The organism is Massilia orientalis (assembly GCF_030411975.2).
In the GTDB taxonomy this organism is placed as follows: Bacteria; Pseudomonadota; Gammaproteobacteria; order Burkholderiales; family Burkholderiaceae_D; genus Telluria; species Telluria orientalis.
This window is the reverse complement of the sequence record NZ_JASNRB020000017.1, coordinates 82,641-102,787: the sequence shown is the minus strand read 5'-3', so window position 1 is coordinate 102,787 and position 20,147 is coordinate 82,641. Positions and strand designations below refer to the sequence as shown.

The 20,147-nt window shown below is 68.8% G+C and carries 16 protein-coding genes; 8 read left to right on the top strand and 8 right to left on the bottom strand.

Translation table 11 applies throughout. The features are described 5' to 3' along the window. Positions 1 to 295 precede the first annotated feature (295 nt). A complete protein-coding gene (locus QPK29_RS24465) occupies positions 296 to 2,140 on the top strand; it encodes a sensor domain-containing diguanylate cyclase (RefSeq protein ID WP_371768494.1) in 1,845 nt (614 codons plus the stop codon). A 1-nt stretch (position 2,141) separates the two neighbouring features. Here QPK29_RS24465 and kdpE read toward each other — a convergent pair whose 3' ends face one another. From kdpE to QPK29_RS24430, 7 genes are all read right to left on the bottom strand, one after another. Then, positions 2,142 to 2,837, bottom strand: a complete 696-nt coding sequence (kdpE, locus tag QPK29_RS24460) for a two-component system response regulator KdpE (protein ID WP_371768493.1) — start codon at positions 2,835 to 2,837, stop codon at positions 2,142 to 2,144. Then, a complete protein-coding gene (locus tag QPK29_RS24455; RefSeq protein WP_371768492.1) occupies positions 2,830 to 5,535 on the bottom strand; it encodes a DUF4118 domain-containing protein in 2,706 nt (901 codons plus the stop codon). The genes kdpE and QPK29_RS24455 overlap by 8 nt, the downstream gene beginning before the upstream one ends. A gap of 10 nt (positions 5,536 to 5,545) precedes the next feature. Next, entirely contained in the window at positions 5,546 to 6,121 is a 576-nt protein-coding gene (gene kdpC / locus QPK29_RS24450; protein ID WP_371768491.1) for a potassium-transporting ATPase subunit KdpC, read from the bottom strand. A 14-nt stretch (positions 6,122 to 6,135) separates the two neighbouring features. Continuing rightward, positions 6,136 to 8,244: a potassium-transporting ATPase subunit KdpB gene (gene kdpB / locus QPK29_RS24445; RefSeq protein WP_056126304.1), complete on the bottom strand. Its 2,109-nt coding sequence runs from the start codon at positions 8,242 to 8,244 to the stop codon at positions 6,136 to 6,138. A 21-nt stretch (positions 8,245 to 8,265) separates the two neighbouring features. Further along, the gene (gene kdpA / locus QPK29_RS24440; protein ID WP_371768490.1) at positions 8,266 to 10,071 is read right to left on the bottom strand and encodes a potassium-transporting ATPase subunit KdpA; all 1,806 of its coding nucleotides are present in this window, start codon (positions 10,069 to 10,071) and stop codon (positions 8,266 to 8,268) included. Continuing rightward, positions 10,071 to 10,160, bottom strand: coding sequence for a potassium-transporting ATPase subunit F (locus tag QPK29_RS24435; protein WP_056126308.1), 90 nt, complete (start codon positions 10,158 to 10,160; stop codon positions 10,071 to 10,073). The genes kdpA and QPK29_RS24435 overlap by 1 nt, the downstream gene beginning before the upstream one ends. A gap of 109 nt (positions 10,161 to 10,269) precedes the next feature. Next, complete coding sequence (locus QPK29_RS24430) at positions 10,270 to 11,043, bottom strand: TorF family putative porin (RefSeq protein WP_371768489.1); 774 nt, start codon at positions 11,041 to 11,043, stop codon at positions 10,270 to 10,272. A gap of 526 nt (positions 11,044 to 11,569) precedes the next feature. Between QPK29_RS24430 and QPK29_RS24425 the strand changes: the two genes are divergently transcribed. From QPK29_RS24425 to QPK29_RS24400, 6 genes are all read left to right on the top strand, one after another. Then, complete coding sequence (locus tag QPK29_RS24425; RefSeq protein ID WP_056126315.1) at positions 11,570 to 13,441, top strand: potassium transporter Kup; 1,872 nt, start codon at positions 11,570 to 11,572, stop codon at positions 13,439 to 13,441. Between the two features lie 72 nt (positions 13,442 to 13,513). Further along, complete coding sequence (locus QPK29_RS24420; protein WP_056330182.1) at positions 13,514 to 15,103, top strand: sensor domain-containing diguanylate cyclase; 1,590 nt, start codon at positions 13,514 to 13,516, stop codon at positions 15,101 to 15,103. A 69-nt stretch (positions 15,104 to 15,172) separates the two neighbouring features. Next, entirely contained in the window at positions 15,173 to 15,637 is a 465-nt protein-coding gene (locus QPK29_RS24415) for a MarR family winged helix-turn-helix transcriptional regulator (RefSeq protein WP_371768488.1), read from the top strand. Between the two features lie 102 nt (positions 15,638 to 15,739). Beyond that, positions 15,740 to 16,393 carry an outer membrane beta-barrel protein gene (locus QPK29_RS24410; RefSeq protein ID WP_371768487.1) on the top strand — a complete coding sequence of 218 codons (654 nt, stop codon included), beginning with the start codon at positions 15,740 to 15,742 and terminating at the stop codon, positions 16,391 to 16,393. A 21-nt stretch (positions 16,394 to 16,414) separates the two neighbouring features. After that, the gene (locus QPK29_RS24405) at positions 16,415 to 17,116 is read left to right on the top strand and encodes a hypothetical protein (RefSeq protein ID WP_056330176.1); all 702 of its coding nucleotides are present in this window, start codon (positions 16,415 to 16,417) and stop codon (positions 17,114 to 17,116) included. Next, a complete protein-coding gene (locus QPK29_RS24400) occupies positions 17,113 to 18,150 on the top strand; it encodes a glycoside hydrolase family 43 protein (protein ID WP_371768486.1) in 1,038 nt (345 codons plus the stop codon). The genes QPK29_RS24405 and QPK29_RS24400 overlap by 4 nt, the downstream gene beginning before the upstream one ends. Here QPK29_RS24400 and QPK29_RS24395 read toward each other — a convergent pair whose 3' ends face one another. Then, the gene (locus QPK29_RS24395; RefSeq protein WP_056126327.1) at positions 18,151 to 19,032 is read right to left on the bottom strand and encodes a LysR family transcriptional regulator; all 882 of its coding nucleotides are present in this window, start codon (positions 19,030 to 19,032) and stop codon (positions 18,151 to 18,153) included. It lies immediately after the preceding gene. Positions 19,033 to 19,147: 115 nt separating this feature from the next. Between QPK29_RS24395 and QPK29_RS24390 the strand changes: the two genes are divergently transcribed. Continuing rightward, positions 19,148 to 20,014 carry an SDR family oxidoreductase gene (locus tag QPK29_RS24390; RefSeq protein ID WP_371768485.1) on the top strand — a complete coding sequence of 289 codons (867 nt, stop codon included), beginning with the start codon at positions 19,148 to 19,150 and terminating at the stop codon, positions 20,012 to 20,014. The last annotated feature ends 133 nt before the right edge of the window (positions 20,015 to 20,147 follow it).

Sequence of the window (20,147 nt, the reverse complement as noted above, 5' to 3'; positions counted from 1 at the left end):
GGCCGTCCTTGTCGGGGCAAAGGCCACACCTTACGGTTCCGGCCACCACCGTTCGGTTAGGTCACACACAATATGATCGATCTGGAAATGTGGTGTGTCATTTGTGCAGCAGTCAGCATGGTTTTTGCATAAAAGGTGAATTCTCATCAATTATTTCGAAGTAGAATGTTTTCAAAATTTTACAGCGGCACGGGATGTACCCGGAATGCAACGGATGTGGCTCTACCGCACAGATTGGTGATAATCGGATAGAATTTGCTGCACAGGCTGCGTGCTTCGCCGATCAAGGATGCCCATGCTCAGTCAACAAGATCTCGCTGAAGAAGCACGCCTCCAGGCCCTTCATGCGCTGGGGTTGCTCGACACGCCCCGCGAAGACCGGTTCGACCGGTTCACCCGCCTCGCCACCGCCGCGTTCGACGTCCCGATCGCCCTCGTGTCGCTCGTCGACCGCGAGCGCCAGTGGTTCAAGTCGCAGGCGGGCCTCGACTACTGCGAGACGCCGCGCTCGCTCGCCTTCTGCAGCCACGCCATCGCCCTGAACGACATGCTGGTCGTGCCGGACACGCTCCTCGACGAGCGGTTCGCCGCGCACCCGCACGTGACGGGCGCGCCCCGCATCCGCTTCTATGCCGGCCAGCCGCTGCACAGCGTGGACGGCCAGCCGCTCGGCACCCTGTGCATCATCGACAGGCGTCCCCGCACCTTCGGCGACGCCGACCGGCGCATGCTGCGCGACCTCGCGCAACTGGTGCAGGACGAATTGAACCGCGACGTGCTGGTCGCCAACCGCACGCGCGAACTGCAGGACAAGAACGCCACGCTCGAACTGACGATGCGGCTGCGCGAGACGGCCGAGCAGGCCCTGCGCCAGAAGCAGGAACTGCTGGACGCCGTGCTGGAAACGGTGGACGTGGGCGTGGTCGCGTGCGACGCCGACGGCCACCTGATGCTGTTCAACCGCGCGGCGCGCGCTTTCCACGGCCTCGACGCGGACAGCGCGTTGCCGCAGGCCGCCTGGCCCGCGCACTACGATCTGTACGGCGAGGATGGCCTCACGCCGCTGGCAGCGGACGACGTCCCGCTGGTGCGCGCGCTGCGTGGCGAGCGCGTGAAGGACGCCGGCATGACGATCCACGTGGCGGGCGAGGCGCCGCGCCGCCTGCTCGCGAGCGGCCGCGCGCTGCACGGCACCACCGGCGAGCCGCTGGGCGCCGTCGTCGCGATGAAGGACGTGACGGAACTGGATGCGTCGCGCGCACGCCTGGCCGAAAGCGGCGAATGGCTGCGCACCATCGCCGACAACGTGCCGGCGCTGATCGCCTACGTCGACACCGACATGCGCTACCGCTTCGCCAACGAACGCTATCGCGAATGGTTCGGCGTGAAGACCAGCGACATGATCGGCAGGACGGTGCTGGACGCGATGGGAGAGGGGTTCTACGCATCACGCCGCGAAGCGCTGGAGCGCTGCCTGGCCGGGCACGCGTCGCACCTGGAGATCGAGGAGCAGCGCCGCGGCCGCACGCGCGTGATCAGCTCGACTTATCTGCCGCACATCCGCGACGGCATCGTGCAGGGCATCTACGTGCTGTCGACGGATGCGACCTCCGCGCGCGAATACGAGCGCCAGCTGCACGCGCTCGCCCATTCCGACCACCTGACCGGCCTGCCGAACCGGCGCAGCTACGAGGAGCGCTTCGCGCAGGCCATCGCGCGCGCGCGCCGCGGCGCCACGCCGCTGGCGCTGGCCTACCTCGACATCGACCACTTCAAGCAGATCAACGACAGCCTCGGCCACGCGGTGGGCGACGCCGTGCTGCGCGAGTTCGCGCGCCGCCTCGGCGCCACGGTGCGCGCCACGGACACGGTGGCGCGCCTGGCCGGCGACGAATTCGTCATCGTGCTGGAGCAGGTCGGCTCGCCGCTGGAGTGCGAGCGCATCGCGGCCAAGCTGCTCGACGCGATCCGCGCCCCGTTCGCGCTGGACGGGCATCTGCTTTCGGTCACGAGCAGCATCGGCATCGCGTGGAGCGCGCGGCCGGAGCAGGCCGCAATGGCCCATGCGGCGGACGACGGGTTGTACCGCTCGAAGCATGCGGGACGCGATACGGCGTCGGTGCTCGTCGCGGGCGCCTGAATCACGGCAGCTGGAACCGGTAGCCGACGCCGGTCTCGGTGACGAGGTAGCGGGGCTGGGCCGGATTGTCTTCCAGCTTGTGGCGCAGGTGGCCCATGTAGATCCGCAGGTAGTGTGCATGGTCGGACTGGTTCGGTCCCCACACGCTGCGCAGCAGCTGCGGCGTCGTCATGACCTTGCCCGCGTTGGCCACGAGGACGGCCAGCAGGCGATGCTCCGTCGGCGTCAATCTGACGGCGGCGCCGCCCTTCGTGACGCGCCGGTTCTGCACGTCCACCACGACATCCCCGAACCTCACCTTGCCGTCGCCGCCCGTCGCGGGGCCGCGCAGGCGCCGTTGCGACGCGCGCACGCGCGCCAGCAGTTCGCCGACCCCGAACGGTTTCGTCAGATAGTCGTCGGCGCCGCGGTCGAGCGCGCGGATCTTTTCGTCCTCGTTCACGCGGGCCGACAGCACGATGACCGGCACCCCCGACCACTTGCGCAGGTCGGCGATGAAGTCGGTGCCGTCGCCGTCCGGCAGGCCGAGGTCGAGGATGACCACGTCCGGCTTGCGCGTGCCGGCCTCCGTCAGGCCGCGTTCGAGCGTCGCGGCCTCGTGCACCTGCCAGCCTTCCCGTTCCAGCGCGCCGCGCACGAAGCGGCGGATGTGGGGCTCGTCTTCCACGAGCAGGGCCGTGCCGGTAAAATCACTCATCGCCGTCCTCCATGTCGTCGTCCGGCGGCAGTGCCGGGGGCGTCCCGAGCGGCAGCGCGAACGTGAACGCGACGCCGCCTCCGGGGCGGTTGGCCGCGCGGATCGTGCCGCCGTGCGCGCCCACGATCGCACGGCAGATGGCCAGGCCGAGCCCCACGCCGGGCTTGGCCGATTCCCGTTCGCCGCGCGTGAATTTCTCGAACACGGCGTCCTCCTGGCCGGGCGGCAGGCCCGGGCCGTCGTCCGTCACCGCGACGTTCAGCCACTGCCCGTGCCGTTCCGCGGACACGGCCACCGTGCTGCCGGGTGGCGTGTACTTGCCCGCGTTTTCCAGCAGGTTGGACAGCACGCGTTCGACCAGCACGGCATCGTACTGCACGAGCGGGAGGTCGGCCGGCACGTGCGTTTCCACGACGCGGCCGGCCAGCGCGCCGCGGCTGGCCGCCAGGGCGCTGCCGATGACTTCCTCGACCGGCTGCCACTGGAGCCTCAGCTTCACGTCGCCGCTCTCGATGCGCGCCATGTCGAGCAGATTCGTGACGAGCCGCCCCATGCGCACCGTTTCCTCGCGCAACGCGTCCGCCATCGCGCGCTGTCCGGGCGCCAGCGGTGGCGCGGAGCCCGCCAGCGCCTCGGCCTGCGCCATCAGCGACGTGAGCGGCGTGCGCAGGTCGTGCGACAGCGCCGCCAGCAGCGAATTGCGCAGCCGCTCCGATTCGATGCGGACCAGCGCGTCCTGAGCGACCTCGATGTAGTGCACCCGTTCCAGCGCGATGGCGGCCAGCGCCGCGAACGTGTCGAGCTGCTGGCGTTGCTCCGGCGCCGTCAGCCAGTGCGGCGTGGCCGCCTCGATCGCGAGCACGCCCCGCGTGCGCATGGGCGCGACCAGCGGCATGTAGAAGACGGGGCTGCCGGGCAGGGTGTCGGTGCCCATGCCCGCGCTGGCGCCGTGGTCGAACGCCCATTGCGCGATGCCGGTGTCGAGCGCCGCGATGGCGTCGCCGCCGGACACGGTCATGCGACCGGCCGCGTCCGGCACCAGCAGGACCGTGCGTGCGCCGAACGTGCGTCCGATGGCGTCGCGCGTCGCCTCCTGGATCTGCTCCGTCTGCAGCACGCCGGACAGGGCACGGGCGAATTCGTACAACGCGCGCGTGCGGCTTTCGCGCCGCGCGGCGACGTGCGCCTGGAAGCGCAGGCCGGCCGTGAGGTGTCCCGTGATCAGGCCGACCGCCAGCATCACGCCGAACGCCACCAGGTACTGGATGTCCGAGATCGCGAACGTGAAGCGCGGCGGGACAAAGAAGAAGTCGAAGCAGGCCACGCTGACGCAGGTCGCGGTGACGGACGGACCGCGTCCGAGGCGCACCGCCACCAGCAGCACGACGAGCAGGAACAGCATGGCGATGTTGGCCAGGTCCAGGTGGCCCACGGCGGGCGTCAACGCGAGCGCCATGCCGAGGCTGGACAGGACCGCCGCGCCATGGGCCGCGACGGCGGCGCGGACGTCGGCGGAACGCGCGACGGGGACCGGCCGGACGGTGTCCGGCGTCGGTGCCGGCAGCACGGCGACTTCGAGCAGTTCGACGTCGGGCGCCAGCCGGGCGATGCGCCGGCCGCACGCGACCTGCCACGGCCAGCGCGCCTGGCTCCGGCCGAGCGCGATGCGGGCCAGGTTGTGGTCGCGCGCGTAGTCGACGACCGTGGCTTCCACACTGTCGCCCGACAGGACCGCGGTGACCGCGCCGAGGCTGCGCGCCAGCTTGAACGTGTCCAGGATGCGCTCGCGCCGGGCCGCGTCGAGACGTTGCAGGGCCGGCGTCTCGACGTAGACCAAGTGCCAGTCGGCGCCCAACTGGGCCGCGAGGCGCGCGGCGCTGCGCACGATCCCTTCCGCGCCCGGTCCGGGGCCGACGCAGGCGAGGAATGCCGTCCCGGTGCGCCACACGGCATCGATCGACTGTTCGACGCGGTAGGCGCGCACGTCGTCGCCGATGCGCTCCGCCGTGCGCCGCAACGCCAGTTCGCGTAACGCGATGAGGTTCCCCTTGCGGAAGAAATTGCGGCCCGCCCGCTCGGCCTGGGCCGGCTGGTACACCTTGCCGAGTTTCAGGCGCGCCAGCAGCTCGTCCGCCGGCAGGTCGACCAGCACGACCTCGTCGGCCGCGTCGAACACGGAATCCGGCACCGTCTCGCCTACGCGCACGCCCGTGATGCCGCCGACCACGTCGTTCAGGCTCTCCAGGTGCTGCACGTTCACCGTCGTGAACACGTCGATGCCCGCGGCCAGCAGCTCGTCGACGTCCTGCCAGCGCTTCGGATGGCGCGAGCCGGGGACATTCGAATGCGCCAGCTCGTCGACGAGCACCAGTGCCGGGCGCCGGTCCAGCGCAGCGTCGATGTCGAATTCCGGCAGCACTTTGCCGCGGTAGGCAATCTGGCGGCGGGGCAGGACCTCCAGGCCGTCCAGCAGCGCTTCCGTTTCGGCGCGGCCATGCGTCTCGACGACGCCGACCAGCACGGCGCGCGTGGCGGCGAGCTGGCGCGCCGCGGACAGCATCGCGTACGTCTTGCCGACGCCGGCCGACGCGCCGAAGTAGATGCGCAGCCGGCCGCGCGCCGCGCGCAGTTCTTCTTCCTGCACGCGGGCCAGCAACGCGTCCGGATCGCGCCGCACCTCGTCCCCGGGCACGCTCACGCTTTCGTCCTCATGGTGCCTTGCCGTCCAGAGCGAGGTTCAGCGCCAGCACGTTGACGCGCGCCTCGCCGAGGAAGCCCAGGGCCGGGTCCTGCCGGTAGCGGTCGATCAGGGCGCGCACCTGCGCCACGGGCAGCCTGCGCGCCGCGGCGACGCGCGCGGCCTGGTATTCGGCGGCCGCCACGCTGATCTCGGGATCGAGGCCGCTGGCGGACGCGGTGACGAGGTCGACGGGGATGGGCGCATGGTTGCCGGGGGCGAGCGCCGTGAGCGCGTCGATGCGGGCCTTGACGGCGTCCAGCAGCGCGGGATTGGTCGGCCCCTGGTTGGAGCCGCCGGAGCCGGCCGCATTGTCCGCCATCGGCGCAGTGGCCGACGGGCGGCCCCAGAAATGGCCGGGCGCGGAGAACGGCTGGCCGATCAGGGTCGAGCCGACGGCCTTGCCGTTCGCTTCGATCAGGCTGCCGCCGGCCTGGTGCGGGAAGACGGCGCGGCCGATACCGGTGACGGCGGCCGGGTAGAGCACGCCGCACAGCAGCGTCAGGGCGCCGAACAGGACGAGCGTGGGACGAAACAGGGAGGTCATGGTGGTCTCCAGGTTCAGACGAGGTTCAGCGCCGCGAGCAGCATGTCGATCAGCTTGATGCCGATGAACGGCAGAATGATACCGCCGACGCCGTAGACGAGCAGGTTGCGGCGCAGCAGGGCGGTGGCGCCGATCGCGCGGAAGCGCACGCCGCGCAGCGCGAGCGGGATCAGGAACACGATGATCAGCGCATTGAAGATCAGCGCGGACATGATCGCCGACGCCGGACTCGCGAGGTGCATCACGTCGAGCGCCCGCAGCTGCGGATAGGTGCCGACGAAGGCGGCGGGGATGATCGCGAAATACTTGGCCACGTCGTTCGCGATCGAGAACGTGGTCAGCGCGCCGCGCGTCATGAGCATCTGCTTGCCGATCTCGACGATCTCCAGCAGCTTGGTCGGATTCGAGTCGAGGTCCACCATGTTGCCCGCTTCCTTGGCCGCCTGCGTGCCCGAGTTCATCGCCACGGCCACGTCGGCCTGCGCGAGCGCCGGGGCGTCGTTGGTGCCGTCGCCCGTCATCGCCACCATGCGGCCTTCCGACTGGTAAGTGCGGATCAGCTTCAGCTTGTCCTCCGGCGTGGCCTCGGCGAGGAAGTCGTCGACCCCGGCCTCGGCGGCGATGGCGGCGGCCGTGAGCTTGTTGTCGCCCGTGATCATGACGGTCTTGATGCCCATGCGGCGCAGTTCCGCGAAGCGTTCCTTGATGCCGCCCTTGACGATGTCCTTCAGCTCCACGACGCCCAGCACCCGGCCGTCCTCGGCCACGACGAGCGGGGTGCTGCCGCGGCGCGCGGCGTCTTCCGCGCTGCGCACGACGTCGGCCGGGAACGTTTCGCCGAGCGATTCGACGTGGCGGCGCACGGCGTCGTAGGCGCCCTTGCGGATGCGGCGCTCGCCGCAATCGACGCCGCTCATGCGGGTCTGCGCGGAAAACGGCACGAACACGGCGTGCAGGCTTTCCAGCTCGCGCTGCCGGATGCCGAAGCGCTTGGCGAGCACGACGATGCTGCGGCCTTCCGGCGTCTCGTCCGCCAGCGACGCGAGTTGCGCCACGTCGGCCAGGTCGCGCTCGGCCACGCCGGTAGCGGGCAGGAACGCGGCCGCCTGGCGGTTGCCGAGCGTGATGGTGCCGGTCTTGTCGAGCAGCAGGACGTCGACGTCGCCGGCCGCTTCCACGGCGCGGCCCGACGTCGCGATCACGTTGGCGCGCATCATGCGGCTCATGCCCGCGACGCCGATGGCCGACAGCAGGCCGCCGATGGTCGTCGGGATCAGGCACACGAGCAGCGCGATCAGCACGGTGATCGTAACCGGTGTGCCGGCCTTGGCGACGTCGACCGCGTACAGCGAGAACGGCAGCAGGGTCACCGTCACGACGAGGAACACGATGGTGAGCGCCACCAGCAGGATCGTCAGCGCGATCTCGTTGGGCGTCTTCTTACGCTTGGCGCCTTCGACCATCGCGATCATGCGGTCGAGGAAGGTCTCGCCCGGGTTCGTCGTCACCTTCACGACGAGCCAGTCGGACAGCACGCGGGTGCCGCCCGTGACGGCGGAAAAGTCGCCGCCGGATTCGCGGATCACCGGGGCGGATTCGCCCGTGATCGCGCTCTCGTCCACCGATGCGACACCTTCGACGACCTCGCCGTCGATGGGCACGACGTCGCCGGCTTCGATCAGCACGTGGTTACCCTTGCGCAGGTCGCCGGCGGGGCAGGGCAGCCATGTGGTGCCGTGCTTCGGCACCGCCAGCTTCTTCGCCGTGACGGCTTCCTTCAGGCCGCGCAGCGAGGCCGCCTGGGCCTTGCTGCGGCCTTCGGCCAGCGCTTCCGCGAAGTTCGCGAACAGCACCGTGAACCACAGCCACACGGCGCAGGCGAGGATGAAGCCGGAAGGCGCTTCGCCCGTGCCGGCCAGGGCCTGCACGTACAGCAGCGTCGTGATGATGCTGCCGACGTACACAACGAACATGACGGGGCTGCGCAGCTGGGTGCGCACGCCGAGCTTCCTGAAGGCGTCGACGAGGGCGGGGCCGGCCAGCGTCGTGTCGAACATCGACAGGTGCCGGCCCGGCGCCGCGTCGGCCGGCGCGGCGATGGGCGCCGTCGCCGGGGATTTCATTTGGTTCATGGCGACTCCGGGTTATTTGGTAAACAGTTGCAGGTGTTCGACGACGGGGCCGAGCGCGAGCGCCGGCACGTAGTTGAGCACGCCGACCAGCACGACCACGCCGACCAGCAGGCCCACGAACATCGGGCCGTGCGTGGGCATGGTGCCGGCCGTCGTCTGCAGGCGCTGCTTGGCCGCGAGCGAACCGGCGATCGCCAGCACCGGCACGATCACGCCGAAGCGTCCGAACCACATCGCGATCGCCAGCATCCAGTTGTAGAACGGGGTGTTGGCGGACAGGCCCGCGAACGCGCTGCCGTTGTTGTTGGCGGCCGAGCTGAACGCGTACAGGATTTCCGAGAAGCCGTGCGCGCCGGGATTGGCGACGCCGGCCCTGCCCGCGGCCGCCAGCACGGCGATGGCGGTGCCGGCCAGTACCAGCACGGGCGTGACGAGGATGGCGACCGACGTCATCTTCATCTCGTAGGCCTGGATCTTCTTGCCGAGGTATTCCGGCGTGCGGCCGATCATCAGCCCGGCGATGAACACGGCCATGATCGCGAAGACCAGCATGCCGTACAGGCCGGAGCCGACGCCGCCGAAGATGACCTCGCCGAACTGCATCAGCATGAGCGGCACCGCGCCGCCCAGCGGCGTGAACGAGTCGTGCATCGCGTTGACCGCGCCGCACGACGCGGCCGTGGTGACGGCGGCGAACAGCGCGGAGGCGTCGATGCCGAAGCGCGTTTCCTTGCCCTCCATGTTGCCGCCCGCCTGCAGGGCGCCGGCGTTCTGGTCGACGCCCAGCGCGGCCAGCGCCGGGTGGGCCTGGTGCTCGGCCGTCATCACGCCGGCCGTCATCACGACGAACAGCACCGTCATCGCCGCCAGGATCGCCCAGCCCTGGCGGCGGTCGCCGACGAGGCGGCCGAACGCGAAGCACAGGGCGGCCGGGATCAGGAAGATCGACACCATCTGGAACAGGTTCGACAGCGGGGTCGGGTTTTCATACGGGTGCGCGGAGTTCGCGTTGAGGAAGCCGCCGCCGTTCGTGCCCAGCATCTTGATCGCTTCCTGCGAGGCGACCGGGCCCATCGCGATCGTCTGCGTCGTCGTGGTCACGGACTCCGTCACGGGCTGGCCTTGCGCATCGAGCACGGGCTGGCCGTGCGTGCCCGCCTTCGGCTGCGTGTAGGTGAGCGGTTCGAGCAACTGCACCTCCTGGTAGCCCGAGAAATTCTGGATGACGCCCTGGCCCATCAGGAACACGGCGAACACGAGCGACAGCGGCAGCAGCACGTACAGGGTGGTGCGCACGAGGTCGACCCAGAAATTGCCGATGGCGCGCGCCGACTTCGACGAGAAGCCGCGGATCAGCGCGAACACGACGGCGATGCCGGTGGCGGCCGAGAAGAAGTTCTGGCACGTGAAGGCGAGCATCTGCGTGAGGTAGCTCATCGTCTGTTCGCCGCCATAGCCCTGCCAATTGGTGTTGCTGGCGAAGCTGACGGCGGTGTTGAACGCCGAATCGGGGCCGATGTTGGCGAGGCCCTGGGGATTGAAGGGCAGCCAGCCCTGGACCCGCTGCAGCAGGTAGACGACCAGCGTGCCGAGCGCGTTGAATGCGAGCAGGGACAGCGCATAGGTTTTCCAGTGCATGCCCGTGCCCGCGGCGACGCCGGCGGCGCGGTACAAGGCGGCCTCGATGCGATACAGCCAGCCGACGCCGGGCACGCGACCGCCTTCGGCCACGCGCGCGAGCAGGATGCCGAGCGGCCACGACAGGGCAAGCAGGATCACGAAAAACAGCGCCAATAGCGCCAGCGAATGCATGTCCATCACAAATCCTCCGCGCAGAACATGGCGTACAGCAGGTACGCGAGCAGCGCGCCCGATGCGAGCGCGCCGATCAAGTAGAACAGTGTCATTTTCGTTCTCCCAGTTTGGCGCAGCCGTTCGCCATGCCGGCGATCAGCACGGCGAACAGGACGATCGCGCCGATGAAGACGATATCCATGGTGACCTCGTGTGGGTTGATCAGAATGTCTTGCCGACGCTGGCGACGAGCGCCTTCCGGCCGAGGAACCTGCCGTTCGCGGGCGACGCGTAGGCCGCCTCGCCGGCGTTCGTGCCGACGAGGGCCGCCGTCACGCTCGCGATGCCGAAGTCCTTCGTGACGCCGATCTTGTAGTCCGTGTAGCTGGCGGCGTCGTGGTGGCGCACGTCCTGGCGGCCGGCGTGCAGGTTCAGCGTGAAGGTGTTGCCCAGGTCGACGTTGGCGCCGACGTCCAGGTAGCCGCTATGCCGGCTGTCGGTGAAGCCGAACAGGTTAGTGAGCGCCGACGAATACTTCACGTACGCGGGACCGTAGCCGAGCTGGCCGTAGAGTTCCGCCGTGTTCGCGTCGGCCGAACCGGGCACGTCCTTCAGGCCGTTGGCCGGATAGACGTAGCCCAGCACGCCGACGTCGTAGCTCACGTCGGTGGTCAGCTGGCCGCGCTTGCCGGCATACAAGTCCCACTCGACGCCGCCGCCGCCGCCCGCGTCCTTCGTCCACTTGATGGTGGACAGCCACGTGCCGGCGTACACGCCGGTCGGATCGTGCGTCCAGTCCGCGCCGCCCTGCAGCGCGGGCTGCAGGCGCGTCTGCGAGATGCCGCGGTAGCGGTAATCGGACGTGAGCGCGGCGTTGAATGTCACGGTGTCGTCCGGCTGGGCAGTCCGGGCCGCCTGGGTTTCCTGGGCGTGCAGCGGTGCCGCCAGCGCCGCGAGGATGAATGGCGAAGCCAGGGTGAAGACTATGTTTTTCATGATTGACGTTGATTCCTTGTTCTTGTCTTATTTTTCCAATAGCGACCCGTCCCGCCGCATGGACGGGGCGGGGCGATGCGCTCTCCTTCTGCGGAAAAACCGGGGCCGCGTACGGCGCGCAGAGCGGCGGGAACGATCGTGACGTTCATGGCCGTGGCGCTCCGATCGGATGTCTGTCCACGTTGGACCGCACGGCGTGCATGTGAGCTCCTTGGGCGTCGATTGCGATGCAGGAAGTGTAGAAAACGCCACGTAAAAATTTTCTAAAAAGACGACGGGTCTGGATAAAGGCGTCGTTTATGGGGCTGGGCGGCCAATGCCAGTCAGTTAAGGAGAGCCGTAGGGTGGGCACCCCGTGCCCGCCACACGTTTGCGGATCGCATGCGCTTTATGGGCTCGGGAGTCCACCCTGCGATCGATTCAGCAGCGCCTAACTGACCGGCATTAGGCCGGGCGGCGCCCTTTTTACAAAATCTTTACGGCCCCGCCGGTACGATGCCAGCACGATCATTGCTGGAGAACCTGGTTGGATACGCAGAACAAGAACATCGCCGGCCTCGCGCTGGCCGCCGTCGGCATCGTGTACGGCGACATCGGCACGAGTCCGTTGTATTCGCTGAAGACCGTCTTCGACCCGGCGCACGGACTGCCCCTCACGCCCGCCAACCTGGTCGGCGTCGTGTCGCTGATCTTCTGGGGCCTGTCCGTCATCGTCTCGTTCAAGTACGTGACGCTCGTGCTGCGCGCCGACAACCGCGGCGAGGGCGGCATCATGGCCCTGCTGGCGCTCGCGCTGGGCGCCGTCGGCGACCGCAGGCGGATGCACCTCGGGCTGCTGCTGATCGGCGTGTTCGGCGCGTCGCTGTTCTACGGCGACAGCGTGATCACGCCCGCGATCTCGGTGCTGTCCGCCATCGAGGGGCTCGAAGTCGCGACCCCGGCGCTGCAGCCCTATGTCGTGCCGCTGACGATCGTCGTCCTGATCTGCCTGTACGCGGCGCAGCGCCACGGCACGGCCGGCATCGGCCGCTGGTTCGGCCCCGTCATGCTGGTGTGGTTCGCGGCGCTGGCGGCGATGGGCGTGCTGAACATCGTGCGCAATCCCGGCATCCTCGTCGCGCTCAATCCGTGGCACGCGGTGCGCTTCTTCCTCGACAACCGCGGCCTCGGCTTCCTGGCGCTGGGCGCGGTCGTGCTGGCCTTCACGGGCGCCGAGGCGCTGTATGCGGACATGGGCCATTTCGGCAGGACACCGATCCGGCTCGCGTGGTTCGCCGTCGCCTTTCCGGCCCTCGCGCTGAACTATCTCGGCCAGGGCGGGCTGCTGCTCGCGCGGCCGGACGCGATCGCCAATCCGTTCTACCAGCAACTGGGCAGCTGGAGCGTCTATCCGCTCGTCGTGCTGTCCACCATCGCCACCGTGATCGCGTCGCAGGCGACGATCTCGGGCACGTTCTCGATGACGAAGGAAGCGATCGCGCTCGGCTTCCTGCCGCGCATGCGCACCGTGCACACGTCGGAGCGCGAGATCGGCCAGGTTTATCTCCCCGTCATCAACTGGCTGCAACTGATCGCCGTGCTGCTGGCCGTCGTCGGGTTCGGCTCGTCCGACGCGCTGGCGTCCGCCTACGGCATCGCGGTCACGGCGACGATGCTGGCGACGACGATCCTCACTTACTTCGTGATCCGCTACCGCTGGCGCATGAATCTGCTGCTGTGCCTGGGCGCGACCGGCTTCTTCTTCGTGATCGACGCGGCGTTCTTTTCGGCCAACGTGCTGAAACTGCTGCACGGCGGCTGGTTCCCGCTGACGCTGGGCGTGCTGCTGTTCACGTTGATGCTCACGTGGCGCCGCGGCCGCGCGCAGATGTTCGAGAACCTGCAGAAGCACGCCATCCCGCTCGACGCTTTCCTCGAATCATTGTTTATCGCGCCGCCGACGCGGGTCGCCGGCACGGCCATCTTCCTGCGCGGCGAAAGCGATGGCGTGCCGCATGCGATGCTGCACAACCTGCTGCACAACAAGGTGCTGCACGAGCGCGTCGTGTTTCTCACCGTGTACATCGCCGACGAGCCGTACGTCGATGCGGCGTCCCGGATCCGCATTACCGATCTTGGACACGGCTGCCACCAGGTCGACGTGAAATTCGGTTTCAAGGACGAGCCGGACATCCCCGGCATCCTCGACCAGTGCGCGGCGCATGGCCTGGCGTTCGACATGATGCAGACCTCGTTCTTCGTCGCGCGCCAGACCGTGATCTCGACGCCGGGCGGGGGTATGGCGCCGTGGCGCGAGCACCTGTTCGTCGCGATGCAGCGCAACGCCCGCGATGCCGCCGACTACTACCGCATTCCGACCAATCGGGTCATCGAGCTGGGCACGCAGGTGGAAATCTAGCGGCGCCGCTCGTGCGAATGTGGACGGCGGGCGCCGACGCGGATAAGCTGGAGCCGGAGGGGAGTCCGCACCATGCACGATGCCAACCACAGCGCCGCCGACCACGACGGCCAGGGATTGTCCGCGCCCGACGGCCAGCGCCGGCCGCTGGTCGCGCTGGCTGTCGGGCTGCTCGCCTGCTTCTGCCTGCTGCTGGGCGGCCTGCAGGGCTGGAGCGCCTGGCATGCCTATGAGGCCGAACGGGAAGACAGCCGCGTCGCCACGGCCAATATGGCGCGGGCGCTCGCGACGCATGCGGAGACGTCGATCCGGTTGGGGGACGCCGTGCTGACCGAGATGGTCGAGCGCGTCGAGCACGATGGCCTGGGCGAGGCCGCCACGGCACGCCTGACGGGACGGCTGCGCGCGATCACGCACGACATGGGCGAACTGCACGGCCTGTTCGTGTACGGGCCGGACGGCAAGTGGCTGACATCGTCGCTGCCGCGCCCCATGCAGGGCAATAATTTCGACCGCGAATACTTCCAGTTCCACCTGCTGCACAGCGGGCGCGGGACGCACGTGGGCGTGCCCGTGCGCAGCCGGTCGACCGGGGTGTGGATCCTGCCACTGTCGCGCCGCCTCGAAGCACCCGACGGCAGCTTTGCCGGCGTGGTGCTGGCCACGCTGAACCTGGCGTGGTTCGGCCGCTTCTACGACAGTTTCGATGTCGGCGAGAACGGCACGATCCTGTTCGCGCTCGACAACGGCACGCTGATCTACCGCCGGCCGTTCCACGACGACCAGGTCGGCATGGACATCCGCAACGGCACCATCTGGCAGCAGATCCAGCGCGACGGCCAGGCCGGCTCGATCGTGGCGACGCCCCGGATCGACAACGTCGAGCGCCTGTACAGTTACCGGCACCTGGTGGGCTATCCGCTGTTCGTCGCCAGCGGCCAGGCGACGGACGAGATCCTGTCCGGATGGCGCCGCACCACGGTGCAGACGGCGATCCTGGGCGCGGCGGCAATGCTCCTGCTGGCGTGCGGCGGCGTGATCCTCGTGCGCCAGATCCGCGTCCGCGAACGGCTCGAGCGCGACCTGGTCCGCGTGGGCGTCTCGCTCAGGCGCCACAACGCGTCGCTGCAGAACCTGGCCGACAGCGACGCGCTGACGGGCCTGGCCAATCGCCGCCTGTTCGAAGACCGCCTCGTGCGCGAATACGAGCGCGCGCGCCGCAACGGGGCGCCGTTCGCCCTCATCCTGGCCGACGTCGACCACTTCAAGCAGTACAACGACCGCTACGGCCACCCCGCCGGCGACGAGTGCCTGCGCAAGGTGGCCGGTGCCATCGAGAGCGGAGCGCGGCGGCCGGGCGACCTGGCCGCGCGCTACGGCGGCGAGGAATTCGCCATCATCCTCGCCGACACCGACCTCACCGGCGCCAACGCGGTGGCCGACACGATCCGCGCGGCCGTGGTGGACCTGGACCTGCGCCACGCGGACAACCCGACCGGCCGCGTCACCCTCAGCATGGGCCTGTACGTGGGCCATCCGGCGCTGGCCGAGCGCGACGATCCGCTGGCCTGGGTCGACGTGGCCGACCGACTGTTGTACGAGGCCAAGGATGCCGGCCGCAACCGCGTCGTGTCGCGCGAGGGACACGAGGCGGCCGCGTGATGCCGTGCGCTGGCCGGCCGTAAAAGGTCTACACTGATGTGGAGGCTGCCTCGATCCGATAGGCAAACCATGGAAGCGAACGACACATCGACCAAGCAAGGCAAGCGGACCCCGCTGCTCGACGACCAGTTGTGCTTTGCGCTGTATTCGACCGGTCTGGCGATGAACAAGGTGTACCGCAAGCTGCTGCGCAAGCTGGACCTGACTTACCCGCAATACCTCGTCATGCTGGTGCTGTGGGAAAAGGACGAGCAGACGGTGTCCGAGATCGGCGCCCGGCTGTTCCTGGACTCGGCCACGCTGACGCCGCTGCTCAAGCGGCTGGAGGCGGCCGGCCTGGTGAACCGGACCCGTTCCGCCGCCGACGAACGGCAGGTCGTCGTGGCCCTGAGTCCCGCCGGCCGCGCGCTGGAGCAGGAAGCCGCCGCGATCCACGACGGCGTGCTGTGCGCCACCGCGTGCGAACCGTCCGATCTCGCTGCGCTCAAGCGGCAGCTGGACATGCTGCGCGGCAAACTGGCCGACCACCCTTGAATAATGCATATTTTTAGTCACAAACGCTTACGCGCCGGATGATGCGATCTTGAACACGGACTGCTATCCTGATCGGAGGCTTCCATGACAAAGGGGACACGCATGAACACCATCCATCTCGCATTGGCCGCTGGGCTGCTCGCCGCCGGCGGCGCGCACGCGCAGCTGCTGGACGGCGCGGCGGCATCGAAGGACTTGTCGGCCACGCGCACGCTGTCCCCGCCGTTCGCGAAGATCCAGCCCGTCCCGCGCACGTACATGGGCAATGCGGCGGAAACCGATGGCCTGCGCCACCGGGACAAGAGCGCGTTCGGCGTCTACGTCTCCGATCCCAAGCTGTTCGCGGGCGTCAACCTGGCGCCGAACTTCGCCATCGAGACGGGCTACGCGAACCTGTACACGCGCGGCTTCCACTTCGCCGATTACGCCCGGCCCGACGAGGTGAACGGCGCGCTCGGCACCAAGGGCGCGAACAGCTACCTGGCGGCGCGGCTCAACGTGCCCGTCAACGACCAGTTCTCCGCCTACGGCAAGCTGGGCGTCGCCGTCAGCGAGCGGGTGGCCCACGACAAGAGTCTCCGCAATACCGTGTCGGACACGGACTTGGGCCCGTACGTGGGCATGGGCGCGCGCTACCGGGTCAGCGAGAAGGCGTCCGTGACGGCGGGCTACGAGCAGTACGGCAACAGCGCGAAGAAATGGGGCAGCGAGACCAATAACTCGGGCCTGCAGGCCAGGTTCAAGATGGGTTTCTGAGCCTGTGTCACAATCGCGGGCATGGATAAACTGCTCTCTGAATTGAACCGCCTGTACCTGCTGCCGGACAGCCCGGCCGCGCAGCGCGGCCCCGGCCCGGCCGCGGACCTCGTCTCCGGCGCGGGCCTCGTGCGCGCCATCGCGATCCCGTTCCGCAAGGCGCCCGGCGCGGACGCCCAGCACTGGGAACACCTGTGCACCGTCGCGAACGGACTGCAGGCCGACTTCGGCTTCCCGGCCCCCGCGGTGAGCGTGACGAGCACCGGCGGCTTCATGCTGTGGCTGTCGCTGGCGGCGCCCGTGCCAGTCGCCGACGCGCGCCGCTTCGTCGCCGGCCTGGGCCTGTTGTGGCCGGACACGCTGCCGCCCGCCGACACCATCGGCGTCCCCGTGGAACTGCCGCCGTGCCCGAACGCGGCGGCCGGGACGTGGGCCGCGTTCATCCATCCGGGCATGGGCGCGTCGTTCGCGGACGAGTCCGGGCTCGACATGGCGCCGCCCGCGGCGGGGCAGGTCGCGTTCCTGGAAAGCCTGGACAGCATCGCGCCCGGCCAGTTCAGCGCCGCGCTGGCGCGGCTCGAGACCCCCGCTGCACCTGCCGCCGCGCCGCCGCCTCTTGCCGCCGACGGCCTGCTGCTGGAGGACGCGACGCTGGAAGACATCGTTCGCGTCCTGCACGCGCGCGGCATCGAACCCACGTTCCGCTTCACGCTGCCGCGATGAAGCGCGCCTTGCTGGCCACGGCCGCCGCCGTCGCGCTGCACGCGCAGGCGGCCAACCCGATCGTCAAGGGCTGGTATGCCGATCCGGAAATCCGCCTGTTCGGCGACACGTACTGGATCTATCCGACGTATTCCGCGGACTACGAACAACCGGCGCGGCCGACGGCCTTCACGCCGGACCAGCAACGGATGCGGGCCCGCTCGGACCTGATCTGGGCGCCGTTCCTGAAGCAGACCTTCCTCGACGCGTTCTCGTCGCGCGACCTCGTGCACTGGGCGCGGCACGAGCGCGTGCTCGACGTCGCGCACGTGGCCTGGGCCGCGTACGCCGTGTGGGCACCGTCGGCCATCGCGCACGACGGCAAGTACTACCTGTTCTTCGGCGCGAACGACATCAAGAGCAACGACCAGCTGGGCGGCATCGGCGTGGCCGTCAGCGACCGGCCCGATGGTCCGTTCAAGGATGCCCTCGGCAAGCCGCTGATCGGCCGGATCCACAATGGCGCGCAGCCGATCGACCAGATGGTGTTCAAGGACGACGACGGCCAGGCGTACATGGTCTACGGCGGCTGGAAGCACGCCAACGTCGTGAAACTCGCGCCGGACCTGCTCGGTGTCGTGCCGCTCCCGGACGGGACCACGTACAAGGACATCACGCCCGATCCGGACTACGTGGAAGGTCCGTTCATGGCCAAGCGCCGTGGCGTGTACTACTTCATGTGGTCGGAAGGGGAGTGGACCGGGCCGGACTACCGCGTCGCGTATGCGATGGGCCCGTCGCCATTCGGACCGTTCAAGCGCATCGGCACGATCCTCGCGCAGGATGGCAAGATCGCGCGTGGCGCGGGCCACCACTCGATCGTCAACGTGCCCGGCACCGACGAGTGGTACATCGCCTACCACCGCCGCCCGCTGGGCGAGACCGACGGCAACCATCGCGAGCTGGCCGTCGAGCGCCTCTACTTCAACGACGACGGCACGATCCGGCCCGTGGTCATGACGAACGAAGGCGTGGCACCGCGGCTCGTGCGCTGATCACGGCGCGAGATAGGCAGCCAGTTCGTCCGGCGTCCCTTTCGGAAACGCCGCTTTCAGAAAATCGAGGAAGGCCGACACGCGCGCGCTCAGCAGCCTGCGCGACGGGTACAGCGCCCACAGCGCGATCTCGGGCCCGGCCACGTCGCCCCAGCGCACCAGCCGCCCCGCCGCGAGATCGTGACTGACGACCGACGCGGGCAAACAGCCCGCACCGACGCCGGCCCGCACCGCGTCGCGCACCATGACGAGCGACGACAGGCGCAGTATCGGGTCGATCGCGATGTCCGGCGCGCCCGCCACTTGCCACGTCGCCTGGTCGCCCACGGGCCGCACGACGGCGGGCACGGGCGCCCCATCGGCCGGCCGCGCCAGATGCGGTGCCGCCACGACGACGAGCCGGTCGCGCAGGAAGATGCGGCCGACGAGGTTTTCGTCCGGATCGGGATTCACGCGGATGACGAGGTCGTAGCCTTCCTCGACCATGTCCACCGGCCGGTCTTCCGTCGTCACCTCCAGCCGCACGTCGGGATACGCCCGCGCGAAGCCTGCGGCCAGCGTGCCCATCGCCGTCTGCGAGAACAGCAGCGGGGCGCTGATGCGCAGCCGGCCGCGCGGCCGGTCGCCGCCCGAGGCGAGGGCTGCCGCCGTCTCGTCGATCTCCGCGAGGAGTGCCCCGGTCCGCTCGTACAGCGCGCGTCCTTCCTGCGTCAGCTTCAGCAGGCGCGCGCCCCGTTCGAACAGGCGCAGGCCGAGATCCGCTTCCAGCTCCGCGACGCGGCGCGACAGGGTCGCCTTCGGCCGGCCCGTCTCCCGGGCGGCGCGGCCGAAGCCGCCGTGGCGGGCGACGAGATTGAAATCGGCGAGGGCAAGCAAGTCCATGTGTTCCACCTGTGAGACCGGATGTCCAATATTACCGTCTATCGGTCCGCCTGCGGGATGGTTAATCTGTGAAGCGTCAACCGACACTTTTCACAACCCAACAGGAGCACACATCATGACCATTCTCGTCACCGGCGCCACCGGCAACATCGGCCACCACGTCGTCAACCAGCTCGTGCAGCGCGGCGCCCCCGTGCGCGCACTCGTCCGCAATCCCGCCAAGGCCGACTTTCCGGCCGGCGTCGACGTCGTCCAGGGCGACCTCCTCGACGTGGATGCCCTGCGCCGCGCATTCGACGGCGTATCGACCCTGTTCCTGCTGAACGCCGTCGTCCCCGACGAATTCACGCAGGCGCTCGTGACGCTGAACGTGGCGCGGGAAGCGGGCGTGCAGCGCGTCGTCTACCTGTCCGTCATCCACAGCGACCTGTACGTGAACGTGCCGCACTTCGCCGGTAAATTCGGCGTCGAGCGGATGATCGAGCAGATGGGCTTTGCCGCCACCATCCTGCGTCCGGCCTATTTCATCGACAACGACGTCACGATCAAGGACGTGGTGCTGGGCTACGGCGTGTATCCGATGCCGGTCGGCGCCAGGGGCCTCGCGATGGTCGATGCGCGCGACATCGCGGAGGTGGCCGCCATCGAGCTGATCCGCCGCCACGATGCCGCGCAGCCGTTGCCGCTCGAACGCATCAACGTCGTCGGCCCGGACACGCTGACGGGGACCGACATCGCCGCGATCTGGTCCGACGTGTTGCAGCGTCCGATCGCGTACGGCGGCGACGACACGGCCGCCTTCGAACAGAACCTGCGCCAGTTCATGCCGGCCTGGATGGCCTACGACATGCGCCTGATGAGCGAGCGCTTCGCCACCGACGGCATGGTGCCGGAAGCCGGCGACGTCGCACGACTGACCGCGCTGCTGGGCCGTCCGCTGCGCAGCTATCGCGCCTTCGCCGCTGCCATCGCGGCGGCCTGAATCCAGCGCTTCGGCTTTCCCGAACTTCTGCTTCTGATATTTCTGATTCTATTGTTCCTCTGACAGCTTTACACTTTGTCCGTCGTCAATATAAGACGACCTGCCGATCCAGAGTCGATCGGCGGAACCAGAG

Excerpts from the sequence above, each read along its gene's own strand:
- QPK29_RS24465 (WP_371768494.1), top strand. The coding sequence starts at position 296 with ATGCTCAGTCAACAAGATCTCGCTGAAGAAGCACGCCTCCAGGCCCTT.
- QPK29_RS24395 (WP_056126327.1), bottom strand. The coding sequence starts at position 19,032 with ATGGACTTGCTTGCCCTCGCCGATTTCAATCTCGTCGCCCGCCACGGC.
- QPK29_RS24435 (WP_056126308.1), bottom strand. The coding sequence starts at position 10,160 with ATGACACTGTTCTACTTGATCGGCGCGCTCGCATCGGGCGCGCTGCTC.
- QPK29_RS24420 (WP_056330182.1), top strand. The coding sequence starts at position 13,514 with ATGCACGATGCCAACCACAGCGCCGCCGACCACGACGGCCAGGGATTG.
- QPK29_RS24405 (WP_056330176.1), top strand. The coding sequence starts at position 16,415 with ATGGATAAACTGCTCTCTGAATTGAACCGCCTGTACCTGCTGCCGGAC.
- kdpB (WP_056126304.1), bottom strand. The coding sequence starts at position 8,244 with ATGAAATCCCCGGCGACGGCGCCCATCGCCGCGCCGGCCGACGCGGCG.
- QPK29_RS24415 (WP_371768488.1), top strand. The coding sequence starts at position 15,173 with ATGGAAGCGAACGACACATCGACCAAGCAAGGCAAGCGGACCCCGCTG.
- QPK29_RS24430 (WP_371768489.1), bottom strand. The coding sequence starts at position 11,043 with ATGAAAAACATAGTCTTCACCCTGGCTTCGCCATTCATCCTCGCGGCG.
- QPK29_RS24390 (WP_371768485.1), top strand. The coding sequence starts at position 19,148 with ATGACCATTCTCGTCACCGGCGCCACCGGCAACATCGGCCACCACGTC.
- kdpC (WP_371768491.1), bottom strand. The coding sequence starts at position 6,121 with ATGACCTCCCTGTTTCGTCCCACGCTCGTCCTGTTCGGCGCCCTGACG.
- QPK29_RS24400 (WP_371768486.1), top strand. The coding sequence starts at position 17,113 with ATGAAGCGCGCCTTGCTGGCCACGGCCGCCGCCGTCGCGCTGCACGCG.
- QPK29_RS24410 (WP_371768487.1), top strand. The coding sequence starts at position 15,740 with ATGAACACCATCCATCTCGCATTGGCCGCTGGGCTGCTCGCCGCCGGC.
- kdpE (WP_371768493.1), bottom strand. The coding sequence starts at position 2,837 with ATGAGTGATTTTACCGGCACGGCCCTGCTCGTGGAAGACGAGCCCCAC.
- kdpA (WP_371768490.1), bottom strand. The coding sequence starts at position 10,071 with ATGGACATGCATTCGCTGGCGCTATTGGCGCTGTTTTTCGTGATCCTG.